Origin of the sequence: Bacillus sp. FJAT-27986 (assembly GCF_001685035.1) — a bacterium.
Lineage (GTDB): Bacteria > Bacillota > Bacilli > Bacillales > Pradoshiaceae > Pradoshia.
Window position 1 is genome coordinate 173,388 of record NZ_MAYV01000014.1, and the last position, 22,100, is coordinate 195,487.

General features: G+C 37.7%; 20 protein-coding genes. 6 read left to right on the top strand and 14 right to left on the bottom strand.

The features are described from left to right. Nucleotides 1-49: 49 nt before the first annotated feature. Nucleotides 50-622, bottom strand: coding sequence for a signal peptidase I (lepB, locus tag A8L44_RS09515; RefSeq protein ID WP_066104808.1), 573 nt, complete (start codon nt 620-622; stop codon nt 50-52). Between the two features lie 162 nt (nt 623-784). Between lepB and A8L44_RS09520 the strand changes: the two genes are divergently transcribed. Next, on the top strand, nt 785-2,434 hold the full coding sequence (locus tag A8L44_RS09520; protein WP_066104811.1) for a glycosyl hydrolase family 28-related protein: 1,650 nt from the start codon (nt 785-787) through the stop codon (nt 2,432-2,434). 84 nt (nt 2,435-2,518) lie between these two features. Beyond that, entirely contained in the window at nt 2,519-3,388 is an 870-nt protein-coding gene (locus A8L44_RS09525; RefSeq protein WP_066104814.1) for a hypothetical protein, read from the top strand. Between the two features lie 72 nt (nt 3,389-3,460). Here the strand turns inward: A8L44_RS09525 and A8L44_RS09530 are convergent, their stop codons facing one another. Further along, nucleotides 3,461-3,649, bottom strand: a complete 189-nt coding sequence (locus A8L44_RS09530; protein ID WP_066104817.1) for a hypothetical protein — start codon at nt 3,647-3,649, stop codon at nt 3,461-3,463. A 317-nt stretch (nt 3,650-3,966) separates the two neighbouring features. On the opposite strand from A8L44_RS09530, the gene A8L44_RS09535 reads away from it, so the two are divergent. Genes A8L44_RS09535 through A8L44_RS09545 form a run of 3 tightly spaced genes read left to right on the top strand, consistent with a single transcriptional unit; the run spans nt 3,967 to nt 6,685 of the window. Then, the gene (locus A8L44_RS09535; RefSeq protein ID WP_066104823.1) at nt 3,967-5,280 is read left to right on the top strand and encodes a TrkH family potassium uptake protein; all 1,314 of its coding nucleotides are present in this window, start codon (nt 3,967-3,969) and stop codon (nt 5,278-5,280) included. Between the two features lie 16 nt (nt 5,281-5,296). Further along, nucleotides 5,297-5,950, top strand: coding sequence for a potassium channel family protein (locus A8L44_RS09540; protein ID WP_066104829.1), 654 nt, complete (start codon nt 5,297-5,299; stop codon nt 5,948-5,950). Between the two features lie 12 nt (nt 5,951-5,962). Beyond that, nucleotides 5,963-6,685 (top strand): MOSC domain-containing protein, encoded by a 723-nt coding sequence (locus tag A8L44_RS09545; protein ID WP_066104834.1) that lies wholly within the window; start codon nt 5,963-5,965, stop codon nt 6,683-6,685. A 360-nt stretch (nt 6,686-7,045) separates the two neighbouring features. On the opposite strand, the gene A8L44_RS09550 is transcribed toward A8L44_RS09545, so the two are convergent. From A8L44_RS09550 to mce, 7 genes are all read right to left on the bottom strand, one after another. Next, nucleotides 7,046-7,807, bottom strand: a complete 762-nt coding sequence (locus A8L44_RS09550) for a glucose 1-dehydrogenase (protein ID WP_066104838.1) — start codon at nt 7,805-7,807, stop codon at nt 7,046-7,048. Between the two features lie 1,624 nt (nt 7,808-9,431). Continuing rightward, nucleotides 9,432-11,159 (bottom strand): ribosomal protection-like ABC-F family protein, encoded by a 1,728-nt coding sequence (abc-f, locus tag A8L44_RS09560; protein ID WP_066104846.1) that lies wholly within the window; start codon nt 11,157-11,159, stop codon nt 9,432-9,434. Between the two features lie 421 nt (nt 11,160-11,580). Continuing rightward, a complete protein-coding gene (gene gndA, locus A8L44_RS09565; protein ID WP_066104849.1) occupies nt 11,581-12,996 on the bottom strand; it encodes an NADP-dependent phosphogluconate dehydrogenase in 1,416 nt (471 codons plus the stop codon). Between the two features lie 87 nt (nt 12,997-13,083). Beyond that, a complete protein-coding gene (locus A8L44_RS09570; protein WP_066104852.1) occupies nt 13,084-14,355 on the bottom strand; it encodes a DNA polymerase IV in 1,272 nt (423 codons plus the stop codon). Nucleotides 14,356-14,461: 106 nt separating this feature from the next. Continuing rightward, the gene (locus A8L44_RS09575) at nt 14,462-15,589 is read right to left on the bottom strand and encodes a M20/M25/M40 family metallo-hydrolase (RefSeq protein ID WP_066104855.1); all 1,128 of its coding nucleotides are present in this window, start codon (nt 15,587-15,589) and stop codon (nt 14,462-14,464) included. Nucleotides 15,590-15,861: 272 nt separating this feature from the next. Then, nucleotides 15,862-17,403 carry an acyl-CoA carboxylase subunit beta gene (locus tag A8L44_RS09580; RefSeq protein WP_373925498.1) on the bottom strand — a complete coding sequence of 514 codons (1,542 nt, stop codon included), beginning with the start codon at nt 17,401-17,403 and terminating at the stop codon, nt 15,862-15,864. Nucleotides 17,404-17,413: 10 nt separating this feature from the next. Further along, on the bottom strand, nt 17,414-17,827 hold the full coding sequence (mce, locus tag A8L44_RS09585) for a methylmalonyl-CoA epimerase (RefSeq protein ID WP_066104864.1): 414 nt from the start codon (nt 17,825-17,827) through the stop codon (nt 17,414-17,416). 157 nt (nt 17,828-17,984) lie between these two features. Between mce and prli42 the strand changes: the two genes are divergently transcribed. Next, nucleotides 17,985-18,080 (top strand): stressosome-associated protein Prli42, encoded by a 96-nt coding sequence (prli42, locus tag A8L44_RS18725; protein WP_139063836.1) that lies wholly within the window; start codon nt 17,985-17,987, stop codon nt 18,078-18,080. Between the two features lie 24 nt (nt 18,081-18,104). Here the strand turns inward: prli42 and A8L44_RS09590 are convergent, their stop codons facing one another. From A8L44_RS09590 to A8L44_RS09610, 5 genes are all read right to left on the bottom strand, one after another. Further along, nucleotides 18,105-18,638: a L,D-transpeptidase gene (locus tag A8L44_RS09590; protein WP_066105640.1), complete on the bottom strand. Its 534-nt coding sequence runs from the start codon at nt 18,636-18,638 to the stop codon at nt 18,105-18,107. A gap of 51 nt (nt 18,639-18,689) precedes the next feature. Further along, the gene (locus tag A8L44_RS09595) at nt 18,690-19,661 is read right to left on the bottom strand and encodes an aromatic acid exporter family protein (protein ID WP_066104868.1); all 972 of its coding nucleotides are present in this window, start codon (nt 19,659-19,661) and stop codon (nt 18,690-18,692) included. An 84-nt stretch (nt 19,662-19,745) separates the two neighbouring features. Continuing rightward, a complete protein-coding gene (locus A8L44_RS09600) occupies nt 19,746-20,468 on the bottom strand; it encodes an amino acid ABC transporter ATP-binding protein (protein WP_066104869.1) in 723 nt (240 codons plus the stop codon). Continuing rightward, nucleotides 20,468-21,121 (bottom strand): amino acid ABC transporter permease, encoded by a 654-nt coding sequence (locus tag A8L44_RS09605; protein ID WP_066104872.1) that lies wholly within the window; start codon nt 21,119-21,121, stop codon nt 20,468-20,470. The genes A8L44_RS09600 and A8L44_RS09605 overlap by 1 nt, the downstream gene beginning before the upstream one ends. Nucleotides 21,122-21,187: 66 nt before the next feature. Further along, a complete protein-coding gene (locus tag A8L44_RS09610; protein WP_066104877.1) occupies nt 21,188-21,973 on the bottom strand; it encodes a transporter substrate-binding domain-containing protein in 786 nt (261 codons plus the stop codon). Nucleotides 21,974-22,100: the final 127 nt, after the last annotated feature.

A 22,100-nucleotide genomic window follows, 5' to 3' on the forward strand; every position in this document is an offset into this window, starting at 1 on the left:
GGCTCGAGAGCCATTCACCTTTTCCACACCATGTGGAGATGCAATTTTATCAATCTGTTTTACGTGCGTGTTCAAATGGGAGAATGACATATTCACATGTACCGACTATATCATCTTCATCTATGTAGCCCAATCCATTACGGCTATCCCTGCTGTTCAACCGATTATCTCCCATCACAAAATAATGATCATTAGGAACTTTCAATGGATCAAAGTCACCTGTTTTATTCATTTTCAGTAAATCAACTTCTCCTTGTTCATCAGGCAGATATGGCTCATCTTTTTGCTTGCCGTTTATATAAAGCGAGTCATTCTTATATTCAACCTTTTCTCCAGGTAACCCTATAATCCGCTTTATATAGTATTTATCTTTTCCATCATCTCGAATGACTACTATATCCTGACGATCAACTGAACCGCTATACGCCGCTAACTTATTGACCAAGACTTTTTCATTATTATAAAGTGTTGGTTCCATTGAGGCTCCTTCAACTATAAAAAAGGAAATGATAAATGTTTTTACAAGATAAGCTAAGACGATTGCAAATGCGATAGAGATAATCCAACTTCCTACTTCAGTTTTAAATAACTTCCTCAATCGCAGTCTCCTTCTTTCAAGCATGATTCCTCTAGTTGTTTCTACATATGATTCTTATATTTTATACCCATATAATATGCTAAGATACCTACAAACGATATTACATTTTCATTACGATTAATTTACATCTAGTAAGGGAATACAATAACATCCATTTTTCATTCACGTGAGGAGTGAAACTCCAGTATGTTGTACTTATCGAAAAATCATGATCCAAATAAAAATGAAATTCTCTTATCTAGATGGCTTCCCTCAAACCAAACTCCAGCAAGTCTGGTAAAAGAGACGTTTTCATTGCTTAATGAAAAATTAAATAAGTTTTCCCCTCTTTCCATGCCTAATCGGAAGCCACTAAGGGATTTAAAATATGCATTTCCCCGTCTCTTATTGACAACAAACAGACAGCCTGAGCTAAAAAATCCAGCTGATTTCACAATCTTGAACGGTCACCCTTTTCCAGCATGGAAAAAGAAATTAGATGAAGAGTATCAGCATTTAAATCAAAAGATCCAGGAACAGATCAATGTAACCGACTATGGTGCTGTTGGTGATGGGATAACAGACAATACTAAAGCGTTTGAGGCTGCTCTTGGTAAAGGTAAGCGAATGGTTTATATTCCGGAAGGTGTTTTTATTGTTAAGGGACTAAAGCTCCCCTCCTACACATGTCTGATAGGAGAAGGTAAAGATAAAACGGTTCTTAAATTAGCCAATGAAACACCAAAGAAAGCTATTCTTATTACAAACTCTAGTCCAATCCGTGGTAATCATCATATTCTCGTACAGGGGATGACACTTGACTGGAATGTAGAAAGGCTTCCACAGAGCGATCGAACTAGTTCCGGTAATAACCGTTCGAGCTGTTTAACATATGCTCATGTTACTTATGGATGGGTGAAGGATGTTGTAGCCCGTAATGCAGGTTTACACTGTTTTGATGTTTCAGCTGCCTACTATACATATTTGGGCGATGGCACACGTTCGAGATGGCCGAGCCAATATATATGGTTAGATCATCTTTCTGGCTATGGATTTGGAGATGATGGAATAACAACACATCATAGCAGCCATATTCTGATTACAAACAGCCATATGTGTGATCCAAGCGGCAGAGCTCACATGAAGGGATTCTCCAATTCAAATGGGTTTGAGGTAGATGACGGATCTGACGATGTTTGGCTGATTAATAATTCTTCAACCAGGTGCTTTGGAGGGGTTGAAATAAAGGCGCATGGTACTGCATCAGCTGCTTCCAATGTTCATATTATCGGACATATATCTATCCATGATAATCGTTCCTATAACTTTCGGCACATAGGCCACCATCTCGAATCAGAGCCACAGTCTAAATCTGCCTTTAATATAACAGCGACGAATATCGTTGCAATTGCACCCATTTTCACAGATCTTTATGAAGGCTCGACTCCAAGGTGTCTAGTCGTATCAGCCTATCAAAATGTGGTTATTAACCATTTCACTCTGCTCGGAGATTCGAATTATGATTATCAAAGGAATCCAATGGTTTCCATTCAATATAAATCTCGTCATATCACACTGGCAAATATAACAATAGAAAATTTCCAAACTGCGGGTACGGATATAAAAATAGTTGGCGGCAGGCAGCATACCGATGACATTCGTTTAAGTACTATTTCCATAAAAAACTCAGCTCCAACTGCCATCGATATTGGTAAAGGTGTAGCAAAAGCAACTATATCAAATGTACAGGCTGAATCAAAGATTGGAGATATCGCAATTAAAAATGCCAACCATAAAGTCAAGCTGAATAATATTCATACGGTTGGATATAAGACACCCATTTTAAAAATGGATTAAAACTTAATTACCTATTCTATTTCTCCACCTCTTCGCATATACATTTATGGTCTTTCCTGTAAAATGTGAAGAGGTGACTATTTCGTGAGTCGGATTGCAGAAGTCCTCAAACAGTTCCTTTCATCAATCAAAGACCTAATAAACGATATACTGACTTTTATTTATTATAGCGGGCTGCTCTTCATCATCGGCTGGACACTATATCAATTGTTATGGGGTGATGTGAAACCGCTTCCTATTTCAACTGCTGTTCCTCCTACATGGTGGACGGAATATGTAATTAAACCACTGATTTCCTCCACCTTTCTGCTTACCATATTGAAGGGAATCTTCTTATTATCAGTCTGGATCATTTTATTTTTAATTATTCCTAGTACAACGAGGCAGCTCAAACGTTTCAAGCTATTTCAAATGGAATTTGAGGTGGAGGATAAAGAAACGGCTGCAGTTGCCTTTATAGAATTGCAAAGCTCAAAAGCAACCCTTCTGTCAGCCATGTATTCAGATGCAAGCATCGGAAAGTTGTTCACATTCCTTGATGAAGAAACGATGGAGGTGAATTATTTTTCCGCACTTGATTACTTTTTGGAGGACTTTAAAATCAGTTATAAACAACGATATAATATTGCCTTTGAATGCGAAACCAAGGATTTACATCAGCTTATCGGAGTCGAACGGGAATATGCCATACTTTCAAAAGAAACCGGCGATCCAGAAGTGTTAAACTGGGAGGCTCCCCTTGTGAAAATAAAGAAAAACAGACTTGTTTTCCATTTCAACTATCGCGGAACTGATAAGGTGACCATATTGTCCAGCTACTCTTCTCAATTTGATGTTATTGATAAACAAAATATCTTATTTTTACATTATGCCCTAATGTATCAAGCTGAAAATATTGAGTATGCACTTATGGTTGAAAAAGAAGAATGGCCCTTTGCCAAAACCCCTAATTAAAGGGGTTTTATTTGTTTACAAAAAAAATGCCCTTATTCATATAGTAATAAGGTCAAAGTTTAATACAGATGCTCATATAAAATGTCTATTATTTTGGAACTGTTGTGAATACTTCTTTAGCATATCCTGAACCACTTTGTTATTGGATGCCAGTTCTGTTGGATCTTTTGCACTTAGCTTCCCCACTTGCTTTTGGCTAAAGGGCTTAGCAAATTTCTCGCCTTTTTTATAACGCTCATATAAATTTTGGATATTGTCCATAATGGTTCCCCTCCCATTAAGTCCTCACTTATTTATATTCAGTTCTTTAGAAAAATCGCCATCTATTTGTCTAGTTAACTAGTATTTTTTTTTTACGGGTTGATTTTCTGTCATAAACGTAATCCTATAAGTTTATTTTACTGTTTTAAATTCGTATAAATTGTGATAGGATAAAAAACTGTTTAGTGAACACGAAAAAATGTTATTTGGTGTTTTATTATGAGATATAGTACGATGATATTGGCTTTTACAGCAAACGGGTTATATTATGAATCAATACACTAACTTTACAAAGAAGAAATGGAGATTAAATAAATATGCAGCAGAGCAAATCTTCAATCCACTCATTCCGGCAAATATTCTTCCTATACATAGGTTTTATCATTTTATTTGCCTTTTTGTTATGGATACCCCAGTCCAATTCCATCGGGTTTTCTATAATGGATTCTCTATTTCTGTCCACAAGCGCCTTAAGCGTAACAGGACTTACTACAATAGACGTAGGAACAGAATTAACCAGGGTGGGACAATCCATCTTAATGGTGGAAATGCAGCTTGGCGGAATCGGGATTGTTGTATTAATCAGTTACCTGTTTGTCGTGATGGACAAGAAGATTACGGTATCAAGTATGCTTCTTTTATCTAAGGACCAAAACCAGTCAAAACTAAGTTCCATTACATCTCTTGGAATTTCGGTTTTAGTCATTGCCTTATTAGTAGAAACGATTTGTTTCTTTATATTATTAGGGGAGATACGACCCCGATATGATGATTTTTGGGATGCGGCATTCGTGTCTGCCTTTCATGCAGTAGCAAGCTTCACTAATTCCGGATTTGATTTATTCGGTGATAGCCTGATTTCATTTAAACATAATCATCTTTTCCTAATAACAACGGCTATAACAATCTTCTTAGGAAGTCTTGGCTATCCGACATTGGTAGAGTACTTCTTATCTTTTAGAAGGAAGAAAAGTTTGTTTACAAAGATTAATATAAGACTTCATTTTCTCCTACTATTTATCGGTATGGCTATATTTTTCTTTTTGGAAACAAATAATACGTTTAGCGGACTTTCCATTTGGGAAAAACTATCGAATTCATTGTTTTTTTCGGCGACAGCAAGAAATGGTGGGCTTTCAACGATTGATGTCTCACAAGTAACAATCACTACCTTTTTATGTTTGACCCTATTTATGTTTATAGGGGGAGCTTCCTCCAGTACAGGAGGCGGTATACGATTGACCACCTTTGCAGTACTATTATCAAAGGTATTATCTGTAGCGAAATCACAAAAAGAGGTTGTTATCTATAAAAAAACCATTGCTCAGGAAGCAGTTGATAAATCCTTTATGGTTTTCTTTACTTTTATGGCATTGTTTTTTGGTTCTACGATTTTATTAACCATGTTACAAACGCAGCCATTGGAGCCATTGATGTTTGAGGTGTTATCTGCCCTGACAAATACAGGCTTATCATTTGGAATTACATCTGAATTAACACCTGTTTCAAAATCCATTTTAATCATGCTGATGATTATCGGCCGAATAGGTGTATTCAGTTTCATTTATACTATTTTTAAAGTAGAAAAAGTTAAAACAAGATATTTAAAAGAAGACTTAGCAGTAGGCTAAAAAGGGGACATTTTTCATGAAATCATATCTAGTCATTGGAGCAGGAAGATTTGGTACTGGCATCGTAAAAGAATTATACAAACAACATTGTGAAGTAATCGTTACAGATCGCAGTGAAAAAAATCTCGAGTCCTTAGATGAATATTCGACTCATGCGATTGTCGGTGACTTTCGTGATCCGCTTGTACTCGATGAACTGAAAATCGATCAATTCAATGCGGTCTTTGTTGCAATTGGCTCTGATGCCTTTTCGGCCATTTTAATTACAAAAAAACTGAAAGAAAGAAAAGCAAAAAAAATCATCGCCAAGGCTAACAATCGAGAAATCGGGGAAATTTTAAAAAGCCTTGGTGCCGATCGTATTATCCTTCCAGAGGAAGAAGCTGGTCGGAAAGTGGCACGTCAGGAATTATTAACAGGTGTCATTGAATATATTGAAATCACGAAGGATATTTCTGCAATTGAAATGCAAGTACCTGAAACGATGCATGGAAAGTCATTGAACGAATTGAATTTTTCAAGAAAATTCGATATTACGGTGTCCTTAGTCCTTCGTAATGGACAGCCAATATTATCGCATTTTGCGGATCTCAAATTACAAGAAGGAGACGACTTTTTACTGATTGGTTCAAATACCAGTATCGAGAAGTTCAAAAAGAAATATAAATAAAGGCGGGTTGCTATGTTAATCGGGCACGTGAAAGCAATTATGCGCCACCCTGTTAAATCCTTTACAGGTGAACATGTTCAGGAATCTAATGTAATGCCCTATGGTCTTTATGGGGATCGCAGTCATGCTTATATAGACAATAGCCGTACAAATAAATTTCTGACCATCACTCAGGCTCCAATCATGGCAAGTTACCAAGCATCCTTTATGGGTCCTGACAGCTTGGATACCTATCCACCCATCGAAGTAGTCACGCCATCAGGAAAAAGAGTAACGTGGAATCACCCTGGATTGATTAAGGACCTAGAAACGGCAGCAAACAGGAGTATTACTCCTGTACAATTCACCCCGAATGATGTGCCACTAGGCGCAATTGAGGTGGAACATTTATTGCTCGTAACAGATGCTTCTCTTCTAGAATTAAAAAAGCAGTATGGAAGTCTGATAGACTATAAACGGTTTCGCCCTAACTTGGTCCTCGATCTAACTGAAAAGCAACCATATATAGAAGATACCTGGTTCGGAAGACGTCTTTTGATTGGTGAATCGGTTGAAATACAAGTTAACCGACATTGTGAAAGATGCATGATTATTACCATTAATCCCGAAAACAGCGAAAAGGATCCTTCTCTATTAAAATTTATTAATAGAACTCGTCAGAATTGTTTCGGTGTATATGCCTCCGTTCTTAAAACCGGAAAAATCCGGATAGGTGATGAGGTACAATTAGTTTAAGATTTCTTATTTTATGCTAGTTGTTAGTTCAAGACTCATAGTAATAAGCAAAACAAGGGAACCCATTTGGTTCCCTATTTTACTAATTTTAATGATTTCTTATTGGTAGATTCGTGTTTAGAATATCCGCAATTAATCACCAGTATCAGGAATAAAAATTCCTTAACTTTCAGGACAATTGCACTGTTTTGACTTTGCCATGAACTACTTATTAAATACACTTTTCTCCCTGTATCCCTTTCTCCCCCACTATGATCCATGTTGAATTTTAATAGAAAACCCATATAGAAATGCTAGATAGTAATAAAAAAAGAATCCAAATGGATTCCTTTTTTCAAACCTATTCATTTTTTAATCTGATTAGTAAGCAGACCATCCTGCATCCGCTGCCAATACTACACCATTAATATAGGAAGATTCATTGCTTGCCAAGAAAAGGGCAATGTCTGCAATTTCTTGTGGCTTAGCAGCACGAGGCATTAAACTAACACCACGCGTTGCATATTGTAATCCTTCCATATCCATACCATCCACTGAACTGGTTAACCCAGTCTCAACTTGGGCCGGTGCGATTCCATTGCAACGAATCCCTTGCGGGCCATAATGAGATGCAATATTTTTAGTCATGCCTGTAACTGCATGTTTAGCCGCAGTATACGTAAATCCGCCACGTCCACCAGTTAAACCGGTAATGGAGGAAAGGTTCACGATTACGCCGCTGCCCTGAGCCTGGAAGTATGGCAATACTTTACGTGTACCGCGCATTACACCGCCAACATTAATATCCATTACGCGGCTCCAAACTGCATCTTCTACATTATGAGCAGCCTGCATTTTGTCTAATACACCTGCACAGTTAACTAAAATATCTACGCGACCAAATGTGGCCACAGTTTCTTCCACCATTTTTTGAACATCTTCTTCAACTGCCACATTGACTTTTACACCCATTATCTCAACATCTTGCGCTTTAAATTCATTGACAGTAGCTTGCAATGCTTCTTCATTGAAATCGGCAATTACCAGCTTTGCCCCTTCTTCCGCATAGCGTGTCGCAATTGATTTACCAATACCATTCGCTCCACCTGTAATAATGGCTACTTGGTCTTGCAATCTTCCCATTGTTCATCCTCCTAATCGTCATTAAATTAATTGGCAGATTAATGTGTGGATCATAAATCAGGGCGATGAATTCTATAACTTGTAAGATTCCAGATTTATTAACAGTTAGAAACACAGTATTTGATATTCCTATATATTAAACCCGAAAAGTAATTTTTAAGAGATTCATCGTTCTAAAGAACAAATCAATAAGCTTACTAAAACCCTTACATTTCCTCTGCCCTATCAACTTTTTATAGCATCATGTATATCTCTACTACATTTAAACTATACATGAAACTTTTTTTAATTTCAAAAGATTCTTGATATATTATAATAATTTATACTGAATAATATTCTTTGAGTCACAAAATCCAAAATATAGCCATCTCTACATAAAAGGAAGTGGATTTTATTTCATTTTATTCTCTCTTTTTAGATGAAAATACCCAGCTGAAATTATCTAAAAAACAAGCCTCTATTTATAGATAATTATCATTCTAATAAAATAATATATTTTTCTAAAATAATGAAAGCGGATTATTCTAAGCGACAATAGGGTATTAGATAGTTGTAGTATTTTTAGTATAATCATAGGAAAGATGAGGTGTCAGGTGTCATGTATAAAGAGTTAGCGGATATTTTTTCTCTCCTTGTGGATGATATGCCAATAACGCGATGAGTACAGAAGTCTCACCGGACAAACTGGCGGACTGTGTTCTTACAATCTTAGAATACGAAGGATATACATTCCCTGCATTAGAAAAAATCTTGAGATGACACTGCATATTTCCTCTTAGGATGAATATAATTTTGAACTAGATCATCCGGTTTATGTAGCATTCTAAGGTGTACATATGTAGTTATAGAGTTTCTGAATATTAGTGTGTGGAAAATTAATTAAAAAATTGAGCCACTTAAATTTTCATGTAAAGGAGACTGCCTTATGGGTTTCTGGTCAACTGTTTTCGCAATCATAGTCGCATTGGTTCTCTTCTCAATATGCGGTTAAATAAGAGACAAAAAAAGGATCTGTTATTTTTCATTGTGCCGCTGATCCTTTTTCAAGTAAATGAATTAATTAAAGCGGACGTACAAATTCCTGTCCTCGGATATCTGCTGCGATGTCATTTCAATGACTACCTAGGAGGCATCTCCTTTGCAGCATACCTGAACTTTATTCTATCTCTAAGTAACTGGACTTCGTTTCAGCTAACAAAGATCCATCACTTCCTGGTTGCCGGTTTATTTTGTGGAATCTGTTGGGAGGTCATAACTCCTCTATTTATAAAAACGAGTACCGGTGATGCATGGGATATTATTGCGTATATCTTGGGGATGCTGACATACTGGTATTACGGCAGAAAATTGGCATCTTAAACAAATAAATAAGTACGCTGATAAATGTAAAAGAGACGACCAAGTCGTAATGACCCCAAAAAGTTAGAGTAAAAAACTAACTTTTGGGGTCGATACAAATGATCGTCTCTTTGTAGTTTCTTTTATTTTTTATGAATATCAAATTATAGCCTCATGATTAGGCACGTCTCGCAAACGATACTAAAAAAATGATGGCTTTCCAAAAAAAGACCATATTACAAGTAGTATGCAATATGGTCCGATTAACTTTAATCAAAATTTATACCTAATTTCCGGTTCTATTCAGCATAGTCTTCTGCTCAATTAATTGTTTAAACTCTTCATCCAATGCACTGTACTTAGAATCGCCGGGTGTTAATAAACTCAATTGACTTAAGACTGCAGCTAGTTTTGTCTCTACGACCATAAGTTCTTCTTCGATATTCTTATTCATTGCTTTTATTTGTCTGACTGGCTTTCGATTGTTGCTTTCAACGCGGTTAATAATCTTTTCATCAATAACCAACAGCTTGTTACACAAACGTTCAATTAAATATTGATCATGCGATATAATTAACAAGGTCCCGGCAAAGGTAGAGAGAGTCTCCTCCAATTGTTCTCTGCTCGGCAAATCAAGATGATTAGTCGGTTCATCCAGTATCAACAAATCATAGCCTTCCATCAGCATTTGAACTAGCTTGATTTTTGTACGCTGCCCCATCGATAAAGAGGAAATCGGTTCGTCTACTTGTATTGCTGTAATTCCGAGATTAGCCAAATACGTTTTCGCCCTAAATATCGAATACCTGTCATAAAGTTCAAGAGCTTCAATTGGTTTCTTATGAACCGGCAGATCACCAACATCCTGACTTAAATAGCCGATTTTCAGAGTCGGACTTTTCCATAATTCTCCCCCGCTGATTGGCTCTTGATCTAGAATCATCCGAATTAGCGTTGTTTTCCCCGCGCCATTAGGACCAACGACGCCAATTGACTCCCCATGTTTTATATAAAAATAACTGCTCTGGAAAACTGTATGATCTCTATATTGCTTTTTTAAATCTTTTGCCTCCACTATCCGTTTACCACGCTTGTCCGCTGCCTGAAAATCAAATTCAATCTTTACTTCATCAGCAGGCTTTTCTATTCTTTTTTTTGTAAGTTCTGCTTCCAGCCTTTTTTGCTTAGACTTAACCTGTATATCCATCTTCTTGGCCTTAACTCGGTAATATTCTTTTTTACCCATTAACTTTCTTTCAGAGGCTGTTCCATGTTTCGTTGAATCACGGTGTGCCTTTTCTGACCAATTTTTCAATTGATCCATTTGCGCTTCTACCCGTTTGATTTCTTTCTGTTGTTGATCATATTGATGTTTATGAATTCTTCTGTTTTCTTCTTTTTGTTTCTTATAAGCACTGTAGTTACCAGTAAACTCAAGCGCCATGCCATCCTCGATTTCGTATATACGTCTGACAGCCTGGTCCAGAAAGTATCGATCATGGGAGATGATAATTGCCGCACCTTTATAGGATGCAAGCTCCTCTACCAGCCAAAGAATCCCATCCAAGTCTAAATGATTGGTTGGTTCATCCAGAATTAATAAATCAGGTTTGGTTGACCAAATATGCGCGAGTGCAAGTTTTAGCCGTTCTCCCCCGCTTAAATGGTCCAAACGTTCTTGATTCCATAGCTGTGATCCTTCCAATCCAAGCTGACTCGTCAGCTCAAACATTCCTGCCTCAGCCCCAGACTCCATCATGGATTGAAAGATACTGGCTGAATAGTCAATTGACTGCCGCAGATATCCTATACTGACATGATCTTTCCCAAAACTAATACTCCCTTTATCCGCTTGAATTGCTCCTGTCATAATATTGGCTAATGTTGTTTTCCCTGTCCCGTTATAGCCAATCAGCCCAATTCTATCCCCAGATTCTATAATCATATTTATATTCTTTAAAATCGTTCTTTCACCATAGCTTTTTTGTATTTCCTTCAGACTTAGCATATTCATTCTCACCTCTTAAAATTGACAACTAAAAACCCCAACAGAAGCCTATTGGGGTGTGAACATCGTTTATCAACAGAGGTATACAAATATGAATACAGCTATGGCAGCTGAATCCTTTATTTATACTCTATTCAATGAAAGAACGTGTTATGGGCACACTAATCCAATTTTCAGGCTTCTGTTTTATTTAAAAACATCGCATAAAACAAGATTAGATTCTCATCGTCCCAATATCAGTCCTTTACCTTTTATTGTTTACAGTATATGCCGGCAACTTAAGTGGTGTCAAATCATTCTAAAACTATTATGACTTTTCTGTCACTTAGATATACTAAAATCTATTAACTAGTATGGATTTCATTCCCATGATTATACATAAAAAAAGCAGCTTAAAGTACAAGGTCTTTAAGCTGCTTTATTGATATTATTTAGATTCCATCCATTCAGTATGGAAAATACCTTCTTTATCTACACGCTCGTATGTGTGAGCTCCAAAGTAGTCACGTTGTGCCTGTAATAGATTTGCAGGCAATGTTTCTGCACGGTAGCTGTCATAGTAGGACAATGCTGCTGTAAAGCATGGTACCGGAATACCAGCTTGAACAGCTGCAACAATTACTTCACGCAACGCTTCCTGATAGCTTAATGCAATTTCCTTGAAATAATCGTCCAAAAGAAGATTCTTAAGGTTAGGATTGCGATCATAAGCATCTTTAATCTTTTGAAGGAATTGTGCACGAATGATGCATCCGCCCCGGAAGATCATCGCAATATCACCATACTGAAGATCCCAATTGTATTCGTCAGATGCAGCTTTCATTTGAGCAAAGCCTTGAGCATATGAACAAATTTTGCTCAAATATAAAGCTTTTCGAATTGATTCGATAAACGCTGCTTTATCTCCGGCAAATGGTTTAACCTCAGGACCTGTTAAAACTTTAGAGGCTTCCACCCGTTCTTCTTTCAATGCGGATAAGAAACGCGCAAATACAGACTCAGTAATGATTGGCAGTGGAACACCAAGATCCAGTGCACTTTGACTTGTCCACTTTCCAGTTCCTTTTTGTCCTGCTTTATCAAGGATTACATCTACCATCGGCTTACCGGTCTCATCATCTTTTTTCGTAAAGATGTCAGCAGTAATTTCGATTAGATAGCTATCAAGTTCACCTTTATTCCATTCTGAGAATACACCATGAAGTTCATCAGCATTAAGCCCTAAAATATGGCGTAATAAAGCATAGGATTCGGAAATCAATTGCATATCTCCGTATTCAATTCCATTGTGAACCATTTTCACATAATGACCAGCCCCATCCGGCCCAATATATGTACAACATGCATCATCGCCAACTTTAGCGGAAATAGCTTTTAAAATTGGAGCTACAAGCTCGTATGCTTCCTTTTGTCCTCCAGGCATAATAGAAGGGCCTTTCAGTGCTCCCTCTTCACCGCCAGATACACCAGTCCCAATAAAATGGAAGCCTTGCTTGCTTAATTCTTCATTACGGCGCTGCGTATCTTTAAAGAACGTGTTACCGCCATCAATCAGGATATCCCCTTTGTCAAGGTAAGGAGTTAATTGGGCAATAGTTGCATCTGTTGCTGCACCCGCTTTAACCATGATTAAGATTTTACGCGGCGTTTCCAATGAGTTTACAAATTCTTCGATTGAATAGGTAGGATGAACATTTCTGCCTTCTGCCTCTTTCATCATAGCATCTGTTTTTTCGGATGAACGATTATATACTGAAACGGAATATCCACGGCTTTCAATATTAAATGCTAAATTCTTACCCATAACGGCAAGACCGATTACACCGATTTGTTGTTTTTCCATCTGTAAACATTCCTTTCATTGATTTATTCGCTATATTAAATCGTATTAACTTTAGCAATTTTACACTATTTTCGCAAGTGCTACGAATTAGTTTCCCTTGTCATTCCTAGGTTTGGGCTGTTTTAAGAAGTCCTTGCTAAAACTGGTATTAGCATCCACTTTGTTGTTATCTATTTCTATCCCTTTACGGATAATTTTATCCCCAAACTTTTTGGTTAGCTTTTCCACAGCAGTATCCAATTTCACTTCTTTTTCATCCTGATCAAAAGAAAAAATGTCCAATTGCTTAATTGCTTCCTGCTGCTCAACTACTTCATTTGCTGTTACCCCCAATAGCCTGACTGGATTTCCATTCCAATGCTTTGAAAAAAGATCTCGTGCATGGCTATATAGATCTTCAGCTTTATAAATAGGATTTTGAAGGGTTTTACCTCGAGTTACTGTTTTTCGATCCTTATAACGAATCGTTATTTGAACTTTTATGGTCAGCAGTTCCTTCTTCTTTAACCGAGCAGATACTTTTTCACTCAAGCGATGAAGGACTTCAAACAATTCATGCTGGTTTGTTACATCTCTTGGTAATGTAGTTGAATTCCCGACACTTTTAAAATCATATATCGACTCCGGATCTACCACACGTCTGTCAATGCCATTGGCTCTTTCTCTTAATCGCACCCCATTAATTCCAAGCAGCTTTTTAAGCGAAACCTCATGTGCATTGGCCAAATCACCAATAGTTTCAATTTTTATTGATGATAGTTTTTCAGCTGTTTTCTGGCCCACTCCATGCATCTCTCCAACCGGCAGGTGCCAAAGTTTAGCCTGAACTTCACGCTTTCTAAGAATCGTAATTCCCATTGGTTTTTTCATATCTGAAGCCGTTTTCGCTAAAAACTTATTTGGAGCTATACCTATACTGCAAGGCAAATCCATCGTTTCCATAATCCTTTTTTGAATCGTCTGGGCTATTTCAACTGGTGATCTATCTCCGCAATAATCGGTAATATCCAAATACCCCTCATCTATCGAAACTGGTTCTACAAGCGGTGTATACATCCGCAACAAATCAAAAATACCTTGCGAGGCAGCACGGTACCGGTCAAAATTAGGTTCCATCAGGATAAGGCCGGGACAAAGCTTCTGCGCCTGCCAAATAGGCATGGTGGTTTTCACCCCGTGTTTACGCGCTGCATAGCTGCATGTCACGATAATCCCTCTTCTTTCTTTTGCATTCCCGGCAATCGCCAATGGCTTGCCTTTCAATTCAGGATTATGTGCCATTTCAACTGAGGCGTAGAAGCTATTCATATCCACATGTAAAATGACTCTTCCGCCTTTTTTTACTTGACGTTGTTCCATCTCTTTAAACCCTCTTATTCCCTTATATTCACTGTTTATCCGGCACTAAACAATTTTATGTAAAATGGCCACCGGAATAATCCAGTGGCACCTTGAACAAACACTATTATTTAGATGGACTTGCTATTTCTTCAATAATCGCAAGTACCATTTCACCAAGCTTATTAAGCTCAGCAATTGGCATTTTTTCACTTGTAGTATGGATATCCTCATATCCTACCGCAAGATTAACTGTAGGAATGCCGTGTCCAGCAATGACATTCGCATCACTGCCTCCACCGCTGTGCTGAAGTTTTGGTTCACGGCCGATTTTAACGGCTGCTTTTTTAGCAACTTCCACCACATGATCACCATGATCATATTTAAAACCAGGATACATAACCGTTACCTCTACTTCAGCAGTACCGCCCATTTCTGCAGCTGTTGATTCAAAGGCATCTTTCATTTTCGCAACCTGAGCTTCCATTTTCTCAGGGATTAGGGAGCGCGCCTCCGCTAGAATTTCTACGTGATCACAAACGATGTTTGTTTGAGTACCGCCCTCAAAGCGGCCAATATTAGCAGTAGTTTCTTCGTCAATTCGTCCAAGCGGCATTTTGGCGATGGCTTTAGCCGCAATCGTAATCGCAGAAACACCTTTTTCCGGCGCAACGCCTGCATGCGCTGTTTTACCTTTAATAACAGCCTGAACTTTAGCTTGTGTCGGTGCTGCAACAATTATGTTGCCAACAGCTTCATCACTATCCAACGCAAAACCATATGTAGCTTTAATAAGAGAACGATCTAATACCTTCGCACCGACTAAGCCGGATTCTTCACCAACTGTAATGATGAACTGGATTGTGCCGTGCTCAATATTGTTTTCTTTTAATACACGGATAACTTCCAGCATAACGGAAAGACCAGTTTTATCATCTGCCCCAAGAATAGTTGTACCATCAGTTACTACATAACCATCTTTAATGGAAGGTTTGACACCGTTACCAGGAACAACCGTATCCATATGGGATGTAAAATAAATCGTATCAACACCTTCTTTAGTGCCAGGCAGCGTACAAATTAAGTTGCCTGCTCCAAAGCCAGTAAGTTCTTTTGCATTGTCCTCGTAAACGTCTAGTCCAAGAAGACTGAATTTATCTTTTAAGATTTTTGCTATTTGTCCTTCATTTTTTGTTTCAGAATCAATTTGTACTAATTCTAAGAATTCTTGTAATAATCTCTCTTCATTAATCAATTGTCTTCCTCCTATCAGGAATAAGTTACTTTATAAGTATACCGATGTTTTTCTCATAAGAAAAGAGCAGGCGCTTGACATATGGCAGACAGTTTTTCCCTTTGCAAATAATAATTTTGGGCATTCCCTTTTTCAGGGAATGAGGTGTACGGTTAGTATCATTTAGAAATTACAAGTCTTTTAGTCAGCTGTTTAATAATCAGATAAAATTAATCTTTATTAAAAAAAATAGTTTACAAGAAAAGAGCCCTTAATAGGACTCTTCAATTTAATTAAAGCGGAATATTTCCATGTTTTTTTGACGGCCTTGATTCTTTTTTTGTTCGAAGCATCTCTAAAGCCTGTGCCAATTTAATTCGGGTTTCTCTTGGATCGATAACATCATCGACCATCCCTTGACTTGCCGCTACATATGGATTAGCAAATTTTACACGGTATTCTTCAATTTTTTGTTGGCGTACGGCTTCAGGATCAGGGCTATTGTTAATTTCTTTAGCAAAAATGATATTGGCTGCACCTTGTGGCCCCATCACAGCGATTTCAGCATTCGGCCAAGCATAGACAAGATCAGCCCCAATCGATTTACTGTTTAAGGCTACATATGCTCCCCCATATGCTTTTCTTAAAATCACCGTTAATTTTGGAACGGTTGCTTCCGAATAAGCATACAAAATTTTCGCACCATGCCGAATAATTCCTCCATGCTCCTGTTTAATTCCCGGAAAGAATCCCGTTACATCCTCAAATGTAATAATCGGGATATTAAATGAATCACAGAAACGGATAAATCTTGCCGCCTTATCAGAAGAATTGATATCGAGTCCTCCCGCCATATATTTCGGTTGATTACATACCAAACCGACTGTCTCACCTTTAATTTTCGCTAAACCAATCACTAGGTTTCGAGCAAAACTCTCTTGGATTTCAAAGAAGGAATCCTGATCGACTACTGCTTTTACAACCTTCCTAACATCATAAGGACGGATACCGTCATAAGGTACCAATTCAGCAATATCAGGGCAATAATCATTTTGCTCAGTCCATTCACTTACTGGTGGTTTTTCTTCATTATTTAAAGGCAGATAGGAAAGCAATTTCCTTACCAAACGTAATGTTTCTTCCTCAGTTTTTCCTTCAAAATGTGCATTTCCACTAATAGAATTATGCACTTTCGCTCCGCCTAAATCTTCTGAACTAATTTTTTCCCCAGTCACGGTTTCTATCACTTTTGGACCGGTGATGAACATTTGGCTTGTTTGATCCACCATAAAAACGAAATCCGTAATGGCTGGAGAATATACGGCACCACCTGCACATGGACCCATGATAACTGATATTTGCGGTACAACGCCCGAGTAGATAACATTGCGGTAAAAAACCTGGCCATATCCATCCAGCGAGGTGACACCCTCCTGAATTCTCGCTCCGCCGGAATCATTTAATCCTATTATTGGAGCTCCGTTTTTAGCAGCCAAATCCATAATGGATGATATTTTCTTGGCATGCATCTCACCCAATGCTCCGCCAAATACGGTAAAATCCTGAGAAAAAATATAAACTGGCCTTCCATCAATTTTGCCATAGCCGGTTACAACCCCATCGCCAGGCCCTTTTATTTGATCCAAACCAAAGTCTCTGTTGCGATGTTCAACAAAAGCATTCAGTTCAACAAAGCTATTATCATCCATCAAAATATCGATTCTCTCTCTAGCTGTCAATTTTCCTTTTTCGTGTTGTTTTTCAATCTTATCCCATCCGCCACCAAGCTCGATATCATTTTTTCTATCATACAGTTCGGTTATTCTTTCATACATATCCACTATTTTATTCCTCCCGTTCCGGTTTCTCTAGAACCTCTACTAAAACTCCCTGTACCGACTTAGGATGTATAAAAGCTACTTGTGTATGATGTGCTCCGGGTCTGGGTTCTTCATCAATCAATTGAATGCCATTATCCTTTATTTCTTTAATTCTTTCTTTAATATCACTCACTTCAAGCGCAATATGGTGTATGCCTTCCCCTCTTTTTGCAATAAATTTTGCAACAGCACTTGATTCATTCAAGGGCTCCAATAACTCTATTCGTGTATTACCAGTGGATAAAAAAGCTACCCTAACTCCCTGGCTCTCGACTATTTCTTCCCCTTCATTTACCATACCAAAAATCCCCTCATATAAAGGAAGCGCTTTCGAAATGGAACGAACAGCAATGCCGATATGATCAATTCCCTTTTGCATACAAATCCCCCTTTATTTTCCTATCTTAAATAATAGAGCATTCTTAAAATTCTATAAAGATATTTTGCTCAAATAGTGAATGAATTTTTTTTAGACTTGAGGAGTTTTGCTAAACATAGTAGTATCAAATAGAAGAATGTAAAAGGAGTGTAGCTCTATGTCTAAAAAGCGTACACAGAAGATAATCGTTTATATTATGATTTTTACGATGGTCGCGGTGACCTTATTATCCGGTTTGTCAGCTTTCCTATAAAAAATAAACCTCATCTTTTTCTCTTCACGGAGAGTCAGATGAGGTTTTTTCGTTTATGGCATGAAATAGTCTCGCATAAAAAGAAGCAGGCTCTGAATTATCATAGATGTACACCTTTGTACCAAGCGGAACTAATTCAAACAGTACCTGGACTTCTTGATTTTTCATCCGGATACATCCAGCAGACACCTTTTTTCCAATCGAATCCTCCTGATTCGTTCCATGAATCCCGTAATTTCTACCATTCGTTTTACGTGCATCAAACCCCATCCATCTAGAGCCGAGTGGGTTTCTTTCATCATTACCGGGAATCGACTTTCTGGAGTATTCAGGATCCTCGAATTTTGTAATAATCGTAAACAGACCCTCTGGTGTATCTTCATCATTCTTTCCAGTAGCAATCGAAAATTGATATCTTTCCTGATTATCAACATAAAATACTAGCTGATTGGTTTGTTTATTAATCACGATAAACGGATCCCCGGGAATTGGGTTGGGTCCTAAAGGCCATATTGGAGACATTACTTGCAGTAATAACCAGAGTGACATCCATTTCATAAAAAACACCCATCCTTTTTGTTTAGGATGGGCTCTGAACTGTGTTTTCATTCATTTCTTTTCTTTAGAATTTGGCAGTGGTTTCACTGTACTTTTGATTATTAGATAGTCTTTCAATTCTTTGATCAGCTGGAAAAGTGCGGCCCGTTTCTCAAAATCATCGAAGGATGTTGGAATTTCTTTCTTTTTTACTTCCTTCACTAACTTCTCAAGCATCTCGATGTATTCATTAGCGGTATTATGATGATGAACATTATCACTTAAAAATCCAATGTATTCACCAAGTTCATGACTGACCTCATCACCCGACAAATCCATCTTAGCAGCTAAAGGCAGTATTCTCTTTAAGATACTCAACTGTTTTTCACGGAGTTTAAAATAGTGATAGTACGAGGCATCATCGACTATTTTATGATTTTCTTCCTCCAAAGCTGCATAGTAAACCGCTTTTCGAATTAAATTTTCTGCATCTATAATCTCTTTACCGCTCCAGGCACTGTTCCCTGTCACCAAATAATTACTTAATTCCTTAAAAATAATACTATAGAGCTTTTCAATATCCATTCGGTATTTTTTTAGCTCCCGCTCCATGTTCGGCATATAAAAGTTAACCAGAAAGGCAACTGTAATCCCAATGACAACTAGTAAAAATTCATTAAGTAAGCTTGACAATGTAATCGAATTAGAAGCGTATAAGTGCAAAATAATTACACTGCTTGTCACAATACCGCCAGAAATATTTAATGCAACAGTTGTCGGAATAAAAAACAACAGCATTAATCCAATGACAGGAGGTGTATATCCGAGAAGTTCAAAAAATGCAAAGGAATAAACCATGGCCAATGAACAGGCAAAGAAACGCTCACCGGCAGCCCTGAACGATCGCTTTTTTGTTCTTTGAATACACAATATAGTAATGATTCCAGCAGAGGCAAAACTCTGAAGCCCAATTATTTGGGCTATGTATATAGCAATTGGAGTCCCTATAGCCGTTTTAACGGTTCGATATCCGATTTTAAACATAGTTTATGTAGTCCCTCTCATGCAATTTAATGCAAAAAAGACGCTCTGAAATCAGACCATCTTTTTACTAATAGCATAAACTTTTTAGAGTACCTTTTGCAAGAAGTCTTTAGCACGTTCAGATTTAGGATTCGAGAAAAACTCTGCCGGAGGGGCATCCTCCACAATCACTCCTCCATCTAAAAATAAAACACGATCGGCTACTTCCTTGGCAAATCCCATTTCATGCGTCACAATCGCCATTGTCATCCCTGAAGTTGCCAGTGATTTCATAACTTCGAGTACTTCTTTCACCATCTCAGGATCAAGCGCTGAAGTAGGTTCATCAAACAGCATAATTTCAGGTTTCATGGCTAACGCTCGCGCTATGGCTACCCTTTGTTTTTGACCGCCGGAGAGGCGTTCAGGATACACATTCGCTTTATCTTCCATTCCTACTTTTGCCAATAGTTCCATTGCTTCCTTTTTGGCTTGCTCTTTCTTGACTTTGCGGACTTTCATTGGTGCGTACATGATGTTTTCCAAAACCGTCTTATGAGGGAACAGATAAAAGTGCTGGAATACCATTCCTACATTCTGACGCATCGCTAACACATCTGTTTTCGGTGCAGTAATCTCCTCACCCTTTATCCAAATCTGTCCGCCAGTTGGTTTTTCCATTAGGTTCATACAACGAAGAAATGTTGATTTACCGGAACCGGATGGTCCAATTACAGCAATCACTTCTCCTTCTTTTATCTCTGTGGAAATCCCCTTTAGAACTTCCAGCTTTCCATAGCTTTTATATAGCTCTTTTACTTTAATCATCAGTGCTGCAACCTCTTTTCAAGCATTTTTCCGATTAGCGTTAAAATCATAACCAGTACGTAATAGATTAAACCTGCAAACAGAAGCGGCTCTAAATATTGGAAGGTTTGTCCCCCAACTTGGTATGCGCGTCTCATGATATCCATTACGCCAATAGTTGTAACGATCGCAGATTCCTTTGTAAGCGTGATGAATTCATTCATTAAGGCAGGTAAAATATTTTTATATGCCTGCGGAAGGATGATATTGGCCATCATGCTGCTGTATGGAACACCAAGTGCCATGGCCGCTTCCCTTTGACCCTTATCTACCGCAAGAACCCCCCCACGGATAATTTCGGAAATATATGCAGCCGAGTTTAAAGAAAATGCTAAAACTGCTGCCCAATACCCTTCAATCTGAAAACCAAATAATTGCGGTGAAGCAAAATAAATAATCATTAATTGAAGAACTAATGGAGTACCCCTAAATATAGATGTATAAAAATCTGATAACCAAATGAGCGGCTTAATTGTAGTGATTTTGCATAAGGCTATAATGGTTCCAAGAAAGAAACCAAACAATGCAGCCAATGCTGCTATTTGCAATGTCGTATATACACCTTCCATTATATAGGGCATGGAAGGGATAATATCTGTAAAATCAAGATTCATGTACTTTCTCCTATCACTGTTAATAAAAAGAAAATTTCAGAAAGGGGTTCTCCCTTTCTGAAATTATTATTCAGCGTCTCCGCCAAACCATTTTAGAACTAACTCTTCAAGTTCACCATTTTCTTTCATCTTTTTCAACTCTTCATTAAATTGATCGCGCAATTCACTGCCTTTTTTGAAAGCAATGGCAGATCCAACTTCTTCTGCATCTCCTTCAAGAAGGAATCCTGTTAAATCTTCATTCTTATCAAGATACCCTTGTGCCACTAAATCTTCAATAATAGCCGCATCAAAACGTTCAGATTTTATTTCCTGTACCAATTCAGGAATTTTGTCACGGTTTTCAACTGTCATTTTTGTTGTTTTAGCTAATTCCTGAGCTTTTTCTTCTTGAATAGAACCCATTTGTACCCCGACAGTTTTATTTTCCAGATCTTTAACTGATTCGATTTTGTTATCTTTTGAAGTGACAATCATATGGTTTGCTGTGTAATAAATATCAGAGAAATCCACATTCTTTTCACGCTCCTCAGTTGGAGTCATCCCAGCCATAACAAAATCAGCTTGTCCATTTTTCACAGCCGTTACTAAACCGCCAAAATCCATATCGACAACTTCTACTTTATAACCAAGTTTCCCAGCAATCGCTTTTGCCAAATCTACATCAAATCCGATAATTTCATCACTTTTCGCTGTATCAATGTATTCGAATGGTTTATAATCAGCCGATGTAGCCATTTTTAAAACTTTTTCATCTTCAGAACCATTTCCTGACTCGTCAGAACTTCCACAAGCCGTTAATACCGAAACTGCTAATACTGCTGTCAATAAACTAAGCAACCATTTTTTCATTGTCCTTTACCCCCACTATAATGTGTTTTTCATGATGATAGTTTTCATTTCCTTACACAATTAAACTATCAAACTATATTTTAAGATTTAATAAATATTATATATATGCAACAAAATGTATTTTAAC